This window comes from Kitasatospora albolonga (genome assembly GCF_039535905.1).
GTDB lineage: Bacteria > Actinomycetota > Actinomycetes > Streptomycetales > Streptomycetaceae > Kitasatospora > Kitasatospora albolonga.
In genome coordinates this window covers 53,379-66,112 of the sequence record NZ_BAAAYB010000036.1, presented here as the reverse complement: position 1 = coordinate 66,112, position 12,734 = coordinate 53,379, and the positions used below count along the sequence as shown (strand labels likewise).

Here is a 12,734-nt window from a genome sequence, read left to right as displayed (position 1 = left end):
CGATCTCCACCGAACCCTGGTCGAGAGTGTGGCAGACGTGCAGCCGGCCGCCGCGTCGACGGCGGTCCAGCGCGACGTCGCGGGCGATGACGCGCCTCTCGAAACGACGACGGCGGCCAGCCGTGGCATGCCGAGCATCGGCGAGACGGTGTCCCTCGTTCATCTGGCGCCCTCGAGTCAGGCGGCGGGGCTCCTGGGCGTGCTGGCGACTACACGCCGTCGATGCGTCTGGCGTACTCCAGCGCGGCGTGGGCGCGCAATCATCACGGCGTACGTCTCTACGCACTTGCCGTCGTCGAGGCAAGACCCGGACGGCTGGCGAGCGAGCGGTGCATGCCGTCCCAGTCGGCCGCCTCCTTGCCCTCCAGGCCGGACGGTGACGGCGCACGACGGGTGCACGTCGCAGTAGCCGGCCTCCAGGGCCAGGCGGTGGACCTGCTCGACCACCTCGGCGGTGTCGGCGGTCGGGGTGGTGTTGGCCATCGCGTGCACGGCGGTGAAGCCGCCCATGGCGGCGGCCTGAGTGCCCGTCAGGACGGTCTCGGCCTCATCCTTGCCGGGCTGCGCCAGGTGGGTGTGCAGGTCCACCAGGCCGGGCAGCACCAGCAGCCGCGGGCGTCAGATCTCGACGTCGGCGGTGGCGTCCAGGTCGGTGCCGATCTGCTGGATGACGCCCTCGGCGAGAGAGGAGGTCGCTGCGGGGCGCCGCCCAGGATCTGGCGTTGCGGATCAGGTACGTGGTCATGACTGTGCTCCGGGGGTCTTCGGTACGGGGGTACGAGGCCAGCACGGCGAGGGCGAGGCACGGAGCACGCCCGGCCGCCTATCCCCGGAGGGCTCGGAGGCGAAGGCCTGCGAGGAACGGGCGCGCGTAGTCGCCCGGTCCCCGACCAGCACGGCGTCCCGGCCGTCCACGTCGGCGAGCCGGACTGGACCGCCTCGCGCAGCGAGGTCGGCAGGTTCTGCCACGTAGTCGGCACGGGATCGGCAGTTCGCGGTGGCCACGGGTCGACCAGCACCGCGAGCTGGACGGCGCGCGGGCGGCCGATGTCGCTCAGCGCGTCGAGCGCGCGCGGATGGTGCGCCGAGAAGAGGACGTCGTCGACCAGATGACCGCTTGCCCTCGATCCCGTCGGCCGGGATCTCGGTGTGCTCGGCGGCCCGGGCGGGCTTCAGCCGCAGGTCTCCTGGTACATCGTGATGTCCAGGGTGCCCATGGGTATCTCGCGGCCGGTGATCTGGGCCAGCTTGGCTGCAGGCGGCCGGGCGAGGTGCACCCGCGGGTGTGGATGCCGTAGCAGCACGACAGTCCTCCGCGCCCTTGGCGCGCTCGACGATCTCGTGCGCGATCCGGGTGATCACCCGGGTCACATCGGTGGCGTCCAGCACCTGGTGCGGTGGACGCGCTGAGTCAGTGCGTGTGGTCATGCCGAAGCCGACCTCCTTCCCGCCTCACAGGACGGGCGTTAAAGGATGTCTGTGGAACGACCCCCGGGCTGCGCCGGAAGCCGCCGCCATCCTAACAGGGGGATCATGTCTGCCTGGTCAGGGGCCAATCGCACGAGTGCACCATTCGGCTTGACGCAACTACCTCACTCTACGTAACCTCACAGTGAGTTACGAGACCCGCCGCCGAACCCACCGGTAACGCAGCCGGGTCCGGCAGCCTGAACCACCAGCCCGCTCGTGCTCACCTCAACGCGAAGCAATCTCGTCCGGGGAGACCAATGTCCAGCGACTACGCGAAGCAGCTCGGGGCCAAAGCTGCGGCGAATCCGCACTCAGCAGGGGCTCCCCTGCACGGCGTCGAGGAGAAGTCCCAGGGGCGCTGGAAGGCCGTGGTGGTCGGCTCGTACGAGCGCGGCCGACCGCGCGGTCACGGTGCAGCGCCTCGCGGAGCTGGCGGAGTTCTACGGCGTGCCGGTCCAGGAGCTGCTGCCCGGCGGCACCCCCGGCGGCGCGGCCGAGCCGCCCGCCGCGTCCTGGTGCTCGACCTGGAGAGACTGACTCAGGTGTGCCGTCCGAGAAGGCCGGCCGTGCAGCGCTACGCGGCCACCATCCAGAGCCAGCGCGGCGACTACAACGGGAAGGTGCTGTCTTCGTGGTCCTCTCGGCGCGCGGCGGCGCGTACGGGCCCGGCACTCCCCGCGAGCCCTTCGACCACCAAGGCCGGTACCTGCTCGACTTCTTCCACGGCCACTACGGCGTCGAGGACGCCGAGGTGATCAGCGCCGAACTGGTCAACTCCCTCAGCGACCCCGGCCTCGCCGGCCGCCTGCCGCAGCACCTCGACTCCGCCGCCGCAGCCCTCGCCCGGGCCGTGGAACTCGGCACGGAGCTCGCCACCGTGCCCGCCACGACCTCGGCCGACCGCACGCTGGCGAAGGAGGGTTGACCGTGCCGTGGATCTGGCTGCTGCTGGCCGGGGCCGTCGAGATCGCCTGGTCCCGCAGCATCAAACCCACCGAGGGGTTCACCCGGCTCCCGCAGACCCTGCTCTGCCTCGCCCTCATGCTCGCCGCCGTCTACCTCCTCGGGCGCGCCGTCCGCGACCTCCCGGCCGGCCCCGCCTACGCGGTCTTCACCGGGATCGGCACCGTCGGCGCGGTGCTGACCGGGGCACTGCTGGGCGGCGAACGGCTCTCCGTCACTCAGGTCGTCGGCCTGGCCCTGGTCACCGCCGGACTGGTCACCGTCCGCCTGGGCACCTCGGGTTGACCCATCTCGGGTCGGCCCACCACCGGCCCGCCCACCACGGGCCCGCCCACCACGGGTCGGACCACGACGTGCCCGGGGCCCGCCGACTGGCGGATCACCCGACGCGGGGCCCGCCGTCTCGTGCGGGAGTCCAGTGCTCCCCACACTGGCGGAGCGCTTGGATGGGTGGTGCGGCCGGGACACGGGAGGCCGCGGCACCCCGGTCCTCAAGCGGGTCCGCCTCCACCTCCCGCGTCCCGGACGGCCCACGCGAGCGACCACGGGGGTGGGCGGCTCGCGTGGGCCTCCCCCGTCCCGGCCGGACAGCGGTCTCCTCCGACCGGCACCCCGCTCCGGCCACCGCCGCCCAACCGGTACCCTGACGGCCCTGAACCTGCCGAACGGGAGCCGCGGACATGGGCGTGACGCTGGGCGATGTGGCACGGGAGGCCGGGGTCTCCCTGGCCACCGCCTCCAGGGTGCTCAACGGCTCCACCCGCAAGGTCGGTTCCGGCCTGGCCGGGCGGGTGCGGGACACCGCGGCCGCACTCGGGTACCTGCCGAACGCCCCGGCCCAGGCCCTGGCCCGCGCGACCACCGCCACCGTGGGCATCCTGCTGCACGACGTCTCCGACCCGTACTTCGCCGCCCTGGCCCGTGGTGCCTGCGACGCCGTGGTGGCGGCGGGCCTGATGCCGCTGGTGGTCAACACCGACGGCGACCCGGCCGCCGAGCTCCGCGGGGTGCGGATGCTGCACGCCCAGCGGGTGCAGGCCATCGTGCTGGCCGGGTCCGGCTACACCGACCCGGAGGCCGCGGCCCGGCTGGATTCGGCGCTCGCGGAGTACCGGGCCGGCGGCGGGTCGGTGGCCGCCGTCACGGACCACGGGCCGGAGTACCACACCGTCCGCCCGGCCAACCGGACCGGCGCCGCCGAGCTGACGCGGGCTCTGCTCGCCCTCGGGCACCGGGACTTCGCGGTGATCACCGGGCCGAGCCGGCTCCGGGGTGCCGGGCGAGCGGCTGGCCGGGGTCCGGGAAGCGCTGGCCGAGGCCGGGGTGGCCCTGCCCGGGTCCGCCGTACTGGAGTCCGAGTTCACCCGCGAGGGCGGCCGCCGCGCGATGGCCTCCCTCCTGAGGAGTAATGCGCGGGGCGAGGTCCCGACGGCGGTGCTGGCGCTGGCGGACGTCTGCGCCGTGGGTGCCCTGGCCGCCCTCCGGGAGCGCGGGGTGCGGGTGCCCGAGGAGATCTCGCTGGCGGGGTTCGACGACATACCGCTGGCGGAGGACCTCAGCCTGCCGCTGAGCACCGTCCGGATACCGCTGACGCTGATGGGCGCCGAGGCGGTGCGGCTGGCGCTCCGCTCTCCGGCGGACACGGTCGGCAGTTTCGACGCGCCGGTCCAGGTGGTGCTGCGCGCCACCACGGGCGCTCCCCGCCGCTGAGGGAACGACTCCGAGCCGAGGTAGGGACACGGAGCGTCCGGGCCCGCACGGGAAAGCGCTTACCATCCCGCCCACCAGGGCTTCGGCCCGTCCTGCCCAGACCATTGACGCCCCTTCGGGAAAGCGCTTACCGTCGTCCCGCCCCGGCCCCCACCGCCCCGGAGGACGTCACCCGTGCCCACCGAACCCCTGACCCCCCGCGCCGCTCTGCTCTCCCGCCGCCGCCTGCTCCAACTCGCCGCCCTCGGTGCCCTCGGTGCCGCATCCAGCCTGGTCCCCGCCCACCAGGCCCTCGCGGCCACCGACGCCTACGACTCCCTCCGCCTGCGCTGGCGCGACCTGCTGACCGGCACCGGCTTCGACCCGGCCGCCGCCCCCTACGCCACCACCCTCACCGCCCTCGGCGACCGGGCCCGCGCCCAGCTCCAGGCCATCGCCCCCACCTCCACCTCCCTCTGGCCGGACCTCCCGCTCGGCAGCAACTCGGCCAACGTCACCGCCTCCCACACCCGTCTGCGCACCATGGCCCTGGCCTGGGCCCAGCCCGGCACCGGCCTCTCCGGCGACCAGGCGCTGGCCACCGCGATCACCACCGGCCTGGACCACCTCAACACCACCCCCGGCGGCTACACCCCCACCGCCACCGCCTACGGCAACTGGTGGGACTGGCAGATCGGCACCCCGCAGGCGCTGCTCGACGTCTGCGTCCTGGTCCACGAACGCCTGACACCCACCCAGCTCACCGCCCTGCTCTCGGCCGTGGACCGCCAGGTCCCCGACTCCCGGGTGGCGAGCTACACCGGCACCAGCACCGGCGCCAACCGGGTCGACCTCTGCCGCGTCCTCTCCCTGCGGGGCCTCCTCGGCCGCTCCTCCGCCAAGCTGGCCACCGCCACCACCGCCCTCTCCCCCGTCTTCCCGTACGTGCTGACCGGCGACGGCCTGTACGCCGACGGCTCGTTCGTCCAGCACACCTGGGTCCCGTACACCGGCTCCTACGGCGAGGTCCTGCTCGGCGGCCTCAGCAAGCTGTTCGCCCTGCTGGCCGGCTCCGCCTGGCAGGTCTCCGACCCCTCCCGCCAGACCGTCTTCGACTCCGTGGCCAACGCCTACGCGCCCTTCCTCTACAACGGCCTGGTGATGGACTCCGTCAGCGGACGGGCCGTCAGCCGGGGCCGCCAGAGCGGTGACCAGTTCCAGCTCCAGCAGGACGACCACACCCGGGGCCACACCCTGATCGGCCACATCCTGCGGCTCGCCGACTCCGGCGCCGCCCCGGCCGCCCAGTCGGCCGCCTGGCGTTCCGCCGTGAAGGGCTGGCTCACCCGGGAGTACTACCTCCCCTACCTCTCCAACGGCTACCTCGACGTTCCCGAACTCGCCCGCGCCCAGGCCCTCCTGAGCACCACCGAGGCCGCCACCCCCACCGCCCCCGAGCCGCTCGGCGCCCGCGTCTTCGCGATGGACCGCGCCGTCGTCCGCCGCCCCGGCTGGGCCGCCTCGCTCAGCCTCTGCTCGGCCCGGACCACCTTCTACGAGACCGGCAACGGCGAGCACCTGCGCGGCTGGCACAGCAACAACGGCATGCTCTCCTGGTGGGGCGCCACCTTCGGCAACGGCCAGTACTCGGACGCCTTCTGGCCCACCGTCGACCCCTACCGCCTGCCCGGCACCACCGTCTCCACGAAGCCGCTGGCCGACGCCGCCGGCGGCACCTGGGGCGCTCCCCGCCCGGCCTCCACCTGGGCCGGCGGCGCCACCGACGGCACCTACGCCGCCGTCGGCCAGGACCTGCGCGGCCTCTCCTCCACCCTCACCGGCCGCAAGTCCTGGTTCCTGCTGGACGATTCGGTCGTCTGCCTGGGAGCGGGCATCGGCTGCACCGACGGCACCCGGGTGGAGACCGTCCTGGACAACCGCAACCTCGGTCCCACCGGCACCCACACCCTCACCGTCGACGGCACCGCCCAGCCCGCCACCCTCGGCTGGTCCCAGCAGTTCGCGGGCGCCCGGGCCGTCACCGTCTCCGGCTTCGGCGGCTACGTGCTCCCCGCCGGCACCTCCCTCCAGGCCAAGCGCGAGGCCCGCACCGGCAGTTGGCACGACATCAACACCAACGGATCCACCGAGCAGCTGACCCGCCGCTACCTGACCCTCTGGTTCGACCACGGCACCGACCCCACCGACGCCTCCTACGAATACCAGCTGATGCCCGGCGCGACCCCCGCCGCGACCGCGGCCCGAGCCGCCTCCCCCACCGTCACGACCCTCGCCAACTCCCGCACCGTGCAGGCGGTCGCCGACTCCGCCTCGGGCGTCACCGCCGCCAACTTCTTCGCCGCCGGGACGGCGGGCCCGATCACCGCCTCCGCCCCGTGCTCGGTCCTGGTCCGGGACGCCGGCGGCACCCGAACGGTCACCGTCGCCGACCCGTCCCGCCAGTCCGCCACCGTGACGGTCACCCTGACCGGCACCGGGCGTCCGACCACCCCCGTCCCGGGCGTCAACGTGCTCTCCACGGAGGGCACCGTGACCCTCCTGGTGGAACTCGGCGGCACCCAGGGCGCCGGACGCACGATCACCCTCTCCAGCACCGCGGGCAGCCCGGAGACGGCCACCGCGACCGTGCTCGCCCCCACCCAGGACAGCTACGTCCGCGACGGCTCCTACGCCACCACCAACTACGGCGCCGCGACCACCCTGACGGTCAAGAACACCGACACCACCGACAGCGGCTACGGTCGCCGCGCCCTGTTCGGCTTCGACACCACCGCCGTCCCCGGCACCGTCCGGCGCGCCGTCCTCTGGGTCCACGGAGCGGTCGCCGACTCCGGCGGCACCCTCACCACCCTCCAGGCCTTCGCCACCGCCACCACGCCCTGGACCGAGACCGCCGTCACCTGGGCCAACGCCCCCGCCCTCGCCCAGGCCCTGGGCACCGGGCGGACATCCACCACCCCCGACTGGATCCCGCTGGACGTGACCGCCGCCGTCACCGCGGGCCGGCCCGCCCTCACCCTGGCCATCTGGCAGCCCCTCGCCGCCGTCGGCCTCGCGGTCAACCTCGACGCCCGAGGCCACGCCGCCTTCCACCCCGTCCTGGAGGTGATCAGCTCCTGACCCGCCGTCAGGAAGCGGGAGCGGCGGGCCGCCGGACCGGCGACCCGCCCTCTCGTGAGCTGCTACGGGCGGACGTACGGCCGGGTCATCAGCTCCATGTTGTGCCCGTCGGGGTCGGCGAAGTAGACGCCGCGGCCGCCGAACCAGCCGTTCTCGCGGCCTGGGTCGGTGTGGTCCGGGTTGGCGTAGTAGGTGACCCCCGCCGCCCGCAGGCGGTCGATCATGCCGTCGAACTCCTCGTCGGGGACGAGGAAGGCGTAGTGCTGGCCCTGCACGGGTTCGTCGCGCTTCTCGTAGTAGTCGAGCCTCACGCCGTTGCCGAGGTCCACGGGGAGGAAGGGCCCGAACGGGTTGCCGACCTCCAACCCCATGACTGCGGCGAGGAATTCGGCCGACCGCTGCCGGTCGCTCGCGTAGACGGCCGTGTGGTTGAGCTGGACGTGCGTCATCAGTGGTGTGGTCTCCGCTCTCGGGATCCGTTGGAAGGTGCGCCGATCGAAGGCGCCGGAAGCAAGGAGAACGGAGCAGGGGCGGGGCTCTCACCCGCCTCGGGCTCACGCCGAGGCCGGGTAACCCACTCGTGAATGGCCCAAGGCCGACCCGGTAGTCACACGAACGACCTTAACCACCACCGCCGGTGGTGGCAAGGACCACCGCCGACCACCGCCCGCCTACAGGACGGTGATCGCGAAGACCCACAGGTGCGGCGAGGCGGGGACGACCGCGTAGTGCACGATGGCGTGCGGCGTGGTGACGACCCGCACGGTGTCGTCGAGGTCGTACCGGTCCGCCAGGGGCCAGCAGTAGGGCTGGGCCTGGGCCCGCAGCAGGGCCTGGTGGAGTTCCTGACGGGCAGGGCCGGAGAGGCCGCCGACCACGGCGGCGACGGTCTTGGCGATGCGCAGGGCGTACGGGTGGGTGTACGGGTGGGTCACTGGCCCGGGTCCTCGTCGGGTGACCGGGCCCGTTGACCCGGCGTCGTACCGCCACCCTACCGACCGCCGCCGACCGGCGGGCCGGAACGGCGCGCTCACCACCGCCGCCCCCGGCCCGCACACCCACACACCCGCACGCCCGCACGCCCGCACGCCTGGGGCGCCGCTCACGGCAGCAGCAGGTTCACGTCCCCGAACTCGTGCCACAGGTACCGGCCTTCGAGCGCCTCGGCGTAGCACCGTTCCAGCAGCGGGCGGGCGGCCACCGCCGCCAGCAGGTCGAGGTGCGAGGCGCGCGGCTCGTGCCAGCCGGTGAGCAGGCCGTCCACCGTGCGGACGCCCCGATCGGGGGTGACCACCAGCTCGGTCCAGCCCTCCGCCGCCCGCACGGTGCCGTCCGCCGCCGTGGCGGACTCCAGCGCCCGCACGGCGGTGGTGCCGACCGCGATCACCCGGCCGCCGTGCTCCCGGACGTGCCCGGCCAGCCGGGCGGTCGCGGCCGGGACCCGGTACCACTCGGGGTAGGGCCGCTCGTGCGCCTCCGGCGAGGCCACCCCGGTGTGCAGGGTGACCGGCGCCACCAGCACGCCCCGTGCTGCGAGCCGGGCCACCGTCTCCGCGGTGAACGGCCGGGCCGCGCTGGGCATTTCGCTGCTCCCCGGCTCACTGGCGAAGACCGTCTGATAGGCGCTCAGCGGCCAGTCCCGGTCCACGTAGCCGTACCGGATGGCCCGTCCGTTGGCGGCCAGGTAGCCGGTCAGCGGCGCGGGCAGGGCGAGCCGGGCGTACCAGAGCCTCGGCGTGTACGGGCCGGTCAGCTCGGCGCTGCCGCCGTCCGGCAGGGAGACGGTCAACCCCGCCCGCGCGGGCGAGAGTTGCGGCGGGAAGTACTCCGCGGCGGCGCCGCTCGGCCGCCGCAGTTCGACCAGGTGGGCGCCCAGGGCGTCCGGCCGGGCCGAGGAGAGGTGCAGCGTGACGGGCGTCCCGTCGGGAAGCCGGCCGGGGAGGGCGGCGGGCAGCGTGGCGGAGTTGTTGACCACCAGCAGGTCACCCGGCTCCAGCACCTCGGGCAGGTCGGCGAACACCCGGTGCTCGGTGCTCAGGGCACCCCGGCGGCCGACCAGCATCCGGACGCCGTCGCGGCGCAGCCCGCGTGCCTCCGCCGGTGCGTGGGCGGAGAGTTCTGCGGGGACGGTGAAGTCGAGTCCGGGCTCCACGGCGGTGGCCATCAGTGTTCTCCCGTCGTCGGTGCGGATCCGGTCAGCGGTGCGTCCTCGCCCTGAACGGCTCCGGCACCGTCGTGCGGGTCGGCGCCGACGTGCGGGTCGGCGGGGTGGAAGTCGCCGGCCCGGTAGCGGCCGGAGTCGGGGCGCCCGGCCAGCAGGGCGAGGAAGGCGGGGACCACGGTCACGGGCAGCGGCCGGTCGGAGATGTCCTCGCCGGGGAAGGCCTCCTGGTGCATCACGGTGCGCATGTCGCCCGGGTCGACCGCCCAGACCCGCAGCTCGGGCTCCTCCTCCGCGAGGACGGCGGAGGCGTGGTCGAGCGCGGCCTTGCTGGCGCCGTAGCCGCCCCAACCGGCGTAGGCCTCGACGGCCGCGTCGGAGGAGAGGTTGAGCACCGAGCCGCGGTGGGACCGGAGTTGGGGCAGGAGCAGCTGGGTGAGGGCGATCGGCCCGAGCACGTTGACCTCGAAGGTCTCCAGCAGGCCGGGGAGCGGGAACTCCGCGAGCTTCGGCAGCGGCGCCCCTTCCAGGGGGTAGCCGGTCAACGTCGAGGCGTTGTTGACCAGCAGCTCGGCACCACCGAGCGCGGCGGCGGCCTCGGCGAGGCGCTCCCGGTGGTCGTCGTCCACCACCGAGCCGGCCAGCGCCACCACCTTGGTCCGTCCGGCCAGCTCCCGTTCCACCGCGAGGAGTTCGTTCTCACCTCGGGCGGTGATGACCAGCTGCCAGCCGTCCGCGGCGAGCGCCCGGGCGAGCTCCAGACCGAGGCCCCTGGACGCACCGGTGACGACGGCGACGCGGGGAGAGGCGGGAGCGGTGGCGGTGGTGGGGGCGGCGGCGTGAGCAGTGTTGTCCATGACCCAACTGTGGCTCCGGGCACGCCGTCCGTGGATCGGCCACCGGACTCAGCCCTCCCGGTCCCTTGGGCCTACTCCCGCAGGCGCAGGACCCCGGCCCCAGGGCTCCGGCCGCCCGACCCGTCACCGGCCGACACGACGGCTCACCGCCGCCTGCGGCCACCCACCGCCTACCGCCCACCGCCTCGACCTCACTCCCCCGTCACCACCGGGAGTTCGGGCAGCAGCCCCCACTCGCTCCACGAGCCGTCGTACACCGCCAGCCGGTCGTACCCGGCCAGGTCGGCGCCCAGCGCCAGCACGCACGCCGTCACCCCCGAGCCGCAGCTGAACACCAGGTCCTCGCGCTCGCCCACCAACTCCTCGAAGCGCGCCCGCAGTTCCGCCGCCGCCAGCATCCGGCCCCCGTCCTGGAGACTCCCGAACGGCAGGTTGAACGCCCCCGGCATGTGACCGCCGCGCAGGCCCTCCCTGGGCTCCGGCGCCGTCCCGGCGAACCGCCCGGCGGTCCGGGCGTCCAGCACCGCGCGCGCCGGGTCGGCCAGGGCAGCGCCGACCACCGTGCGGTCCACGACCAGCCCCGGGCGCGGTGCGGCGGTGAAGTCCCCCGGCACGACGGGCTCGGTCCGGCCGCCCCGGGGCAGCTCCGCCGCCTCCCAGGCCGGCAGACCGCCGTCCAGCACCGCGACCCGGTCGAAGCCCATCGCCCGGAACATCCACCAGGCCCGGGCACTGGAGTAGATGCCGACACCGTCGTAGACCACCACCGTCGAGCGGTCGTTGACCCCCAACTCCCGCACTGCCGACGTGAACTGCTCCACCGACGGCATGGTGTGCGGCAGCGTGCCGGTGTGGTCGGAGAGCGCCCCCTCCAGGTCGAACTCCCCGGCCCCGCGGATCGGCCGGACCCCGTCCACCCGCTCGCCGACCGGCACGTCCAGCACCACCAGGTCCGGGTGGTCCAGGTGCCCGGCGAGCCAGTGCGCGTCGACCAGCGGTCCGGGCAGCGGGAGCGAAGTCATCGGCGTCGTCCTAACGTTCCGTTCGTGAGCGGGGGCCGCACGGCCCACCGCCCCGATTCTGGCCCACTCCCCGTCGCCCGCGCGCCTCACCCCTCCTTCGGTGCGTACCGCAGCAGCACCACGTCGCCGACCGTGCTCACCCCGAGCAGCCGCAGCCGCCGGGCGCTCCCGCCGGGGAAGCGCGCCGGGTACACGAACCGCGGTGCCTCCGCCTCCCCCACCAGCAGCGGCGCCACCGCCCACTGCACCTCGTCGGCGAGCCCCTCCGCGAGGAACTGCGTGTGGATCCGGCCCCCGCCCTCCACCATCAACCGCCGCACCCCACGGGCCCCGAGGTCGTCGAGCATCCGCCCGAAGTCCACCGTCCCGCCGAGCCCGACCACCTCGGCCAACCCCTCCAGCTCCCCCCGCAGCCGCGCCGCCCCGGCATCCGTCGTGTAGACCACCTTCCCGCCCCCGGTGTGCCAGAACTTCAGCTCCCGGTCCAGCTCCCCGCTCGCCGTGACCGCCACCTTCAACGGGTACGCGGGCTTCCCGGCCGCCACCCGGGCGGCCCGGCGCTCCTCGCTGTTGACGAGCAGGCGGGGGTTGTCGGTGCGGATGGTGTTGCCCCCGATCAGGATCGCGTCCGACTCCGCCCGCACCTGGTCCACCCGGTCGAAGTCCGCCGCGTTCGACAGCATCAGCCGCTGCGGCGAGGTGTCGTCGATGCATCCGTCGATCGACGTCGCGACGCTCAGCAGGACGTGGGGGCGCTCGGCCATCACGGGCTCCGTTCTTCCATGGGCGTAGGCTCTCGGCTGATCATCCGTCATACGAGGGGCAGGCAGGGGCACACCATGGGCCAGAAGATCATCAGGTTCTCGGACCTGACCGGCAAGCACGTCGAGGACGACGGCGCCTTGGTGCGGATCGTGGTGCGCCACCACCCCGACCTGGCGGACGGCCCGGTCGAGATCGAGGCGCTGGCGGAGGAGCTGTCCTCGGTGGCGGAGCTGGCCATCGACCTGGTGACGGTCGAGCTGCACCGGCCGGGCAGCGACGAGCCCGAGACCGTCGTGATGGAGGCCGGCGTCTTCGACCGACTGGCCGTCGCCACGCCGATGGCCGAGGTCCTCCGCGGCGCCAAGCGCGTCCCCACCCGTTCCGTCCCGGAGCAGGCCCCGGCCTCCTCCGCCAAGGAGCGGGTCAACTACGCGAGCCTCGAACACGCCGGCCGCCCCCACAAGGGCCGCACCACCGACGCCGAGAAGCACCTCGTCCAGCAGCACCTCGACGAGGTCAACGAACGCCTCGCCGCCGAGGGCGTCCGCACCATCGACCTCGCCAACGCCGACCACGTCACCCGCTACGGCCTGGAGTCCCTGGCCCGCGACCTCGGCGTCATGCACGGCTGACCCCCGCCACGGCGCGCTGCCCCCCGTTACCGTT

At 74.1% G+C, this 12,734-nt stretch carries 13 protein-coding genes and 2 pseudogenes; 7 read left to right on the top strand and 8 right to left on the bottom strand.

Going from position 1 to position 12,734, the window contains the following annotated elements; all coding sequences use genetic code 11:
- Positions 1–177: 177 nt before the first annotated feature.
- Both ABD946_RS09435 and pyrR read right to left on the bottom strand, forming a co-directional pair.
- Positions 178–603: an amidohydrolase family protein gene (locus ABD946_RS09435; RefSeq protein WP_345281909.1), complete on the bottom strand. Its 426-nt coding sequence runs from the start codon at positions 601–603 to the stop codon at positions 178–180.
- 138 nt (positions 604–741) lie between these two features.
- Positions 742–1,428, bottom strand: a pseudogene (gene pyrR / locus ABD946_RS09430) (bifunctional pyr operon transcriptional regulator/uracil phosphoribosyltransferase PyrR).
- A 299-nt stretch (positions 1,429–1,727) separates the two neighbouring features.
- Here pyrR and ABD946_RS09425 point away from each other — a divergent pair.
- From ABD946_RS09425 to ABD946_RS09400, 6 genes and pseudogenes are all read left to right on the top strand, one after another.
- Positions 1,728–2,099 (top strand): annotated as a pseudogene (locus ABD946_RS09425) (transcriptional regulator); the annotation flags it as partial.
- A 2-nt stretch (positions 2,100–2,101) separates the two neighbouring features.
- Positions 2,102–2,395 carry a hypothetical protein gene (locus ABD946_RS09420; RefSeq protein ID WP_345281915.1) on the top strand — a complete coding sequence of 98 codons (294 nt, stop codon included), beginning with the start codon at positions 2,102–2,104 and terminating at the stop codon, positions 2,393–2,395.
- 2 nt (positions 2,396–2,397) lie between these two features.
- Positions 2,398–2,718: a DMT family transporter gene (locus ABD946_RS09415; protein ID WP_345281907.1), complete on the top strand. Its 321-nt coding sequence runs from the start codon at positions 2,398–2,400 to the stop codon at positions 2,716–2,718.
- Between the two features lie 395 nt (positions 2,719–3,113).
- Positions 3,114–3,842, top strand: a complete 729-nt coding sequence (locus tag ABD946_RS09410; protein ID WP_345281905.1) for a LacI family DNA-binding transcriptional regulator — start codon at positions 3,114–3,116, stop codon at positions 3,840–3,842.
- Entirely contained in the window at positions 3,757–4,143 is a 387-nt protein-coding gene (locus tag ABD946_RS09405; protein ID WP_345281903.1) for a substrate-binding domain-containing protein, read from the top strand. Before ABD946_RS09410 ends, ABD946_RS09405 begins: the two co-directional genes overlap by 86 nt.
- Before the next feature lie 174 nt (positions 4,144–4,317).
- Positions 4,318–7,263, top strand: a complete 2,946-nt coding sequence (locus ABD946_RS09400; RefSeq protein ID WP_345281901.1) for a polysaccharide lyase family 8 super-sandwich domain-containing protein — start codon at positions 4,318–4,320, stop codon at positions 7,261–7,263.
- 62 nt (positions 7,264–7,325) lie between these two features.
- On the opposite strand, the gene ABD946_RS09395 is transcribed toward ABD946_RS09400, so the two are convergent.
- From ABD946_RS09395 to ABD946_RS09370, 6 genes are all read right to left on the bottom strand, one after another.
- Positions 7,326–7,712, bottom strand: a complete 387-nt coding sequence (locus ABD946_RS09395; RefSeq protein ID WP_345281899.1) for a VOC family protein — start codon at positions 7,710–7,712, stop codon at positions 7,326–7,328.
- 222 nt (positions 7,713–7,934) lie between these two features.
- Complete coding sequence (locus ABD946_RS09390; RefSeq protein ID WP_345281898.1) at positions 7,935–8,198, bottom strand: hypothetical protein; 264 nt, start codon at positions 8,196–8,198, stop codon at positions 7,935–7,937.
- A gap of 167 nt (positions 8,199–8,365) precedes the next feature.
- Positions 8,366–9,427, bottom strand: a complete 1,062-nt coding sequence (locus tag ABD946_RS09385) for an S-adenosylmethionine:tRNA ribosyltransferase-isomerase (protein ID WP_345281896.1) — start codon at positions 9,425–9,427, stop codon at positions 8,366–8,368.
- Positions 9,427–10,281, bottom strand: coding sequence for an SDR family NAD(P)-dependent oxidoreductase (locus ABD946_RS09380; protein ID WP_345281894.1), 855 nt, complete (start codon positions 10,279–10,281; stop codon positions 9,427–9,429). Before ABD946_RS09380 ends, ABD946_RS09385 begins: the two co-directional genes overlap by 1 nt.
- 191 nt (positions 10,282–10,472) lie before the next feature.
- Positions 10,473–11,303 carry a sulfurtransferase gene (locus ABD946_RS09375; protein ID WP_345281893.1) on the bottom strand — a complete coding sequence of 277 codons (831 nt, stop codon included), beginning with the start codon at positions 11,301–11,303 and terminating at the stop codon, positions 10,473–10,475.
- A gap of 86 nt (positions 11,304–11,389) precedes the next feature.
- Positions 11,390–12,067, bottom strand: coding sequence for a RibD family protein (locus ABD946_RS09370; RefSeq protein ID WP_345281892.1), 678 nt, complete (start codon positions 12,065–12,067; stop codon positions 11,390–11,392).
- 75 nt (positions 12,068–12,142) lie between these two features.
- Here ABD946_RS09370 and ABD946_RS09365 point away from each other — a divergent pair, with 75 nt between their 5' ends.
- Positions 12,143–12,700: a hypothetical protein gene (locus ABD946_RS09365; protein ID WP_345281890.1), complete on the top strand. Its 558-nt coding sequence runs from the start codon at positions 12,143–12,145 to the stop codon at positions 12,698–12,700.
- The last annotated feature ends 34 nt before the right edge of the window (positions 12,701–12,734 follow it).

What these genes read in the sequence shown, in the direction of transcription:
- ABD946_RS09410 (WP_345281905.1), top strand. Translation starts at nt 3,114, where the DNA reads ATGGGCGTGACGCTGGGCGATGTGGCACGGGAGGCCGGGGTCTCCCTG.
- ABD946_RS09395 (WP_345281899.1), bottom strand. Translation starts at nt 7,712, where the DNA reads ATGACGCACGTCCAGCTCAACCACACGGCCGTCTACGCGAGCGACCGG.
- ABD946_RS09385 (WP_345281896.1), bottom strand. Translation starts at nt 9,427, where the DNA reads ATGGCCACCGCCGTGGAGCCCGGACTCGACTTCACCGTCCCCGCAGAA.
- ABD946_RS09380 (WP_345281894.1), bottom strand. Translation starts at nt 10,281, where the DNA reads ATGGACAACACTGCTCACGCCGCCGCCCCCACCACCGCCACCGCTCCC.
- ABD946_RS09375 (WP_345281893.1), bottom strand. Translation starts at nt 11,303, where the DNA reads ATGACTTCGCTCCCGCTGCCCGGACCGCTGGTCGACGCGCACTGGCTC.
- ABD946_RS09370 (WP_345281892.1), bottom strand. Translation starts at nt 12,067, where the DNA reads ATGGCCGAGCGCCCCCACGTCCTGCTGAGCGTCGCGACGTCGATCGAC.
- ABD946_RS09365 (WP_345281890.1), top strand. Translation starts at nt 12,143, where the DNA reads ATGGGCCAGAAGATCATCAGGTTCTCGGACCTGACCGGCAAGCACGTC.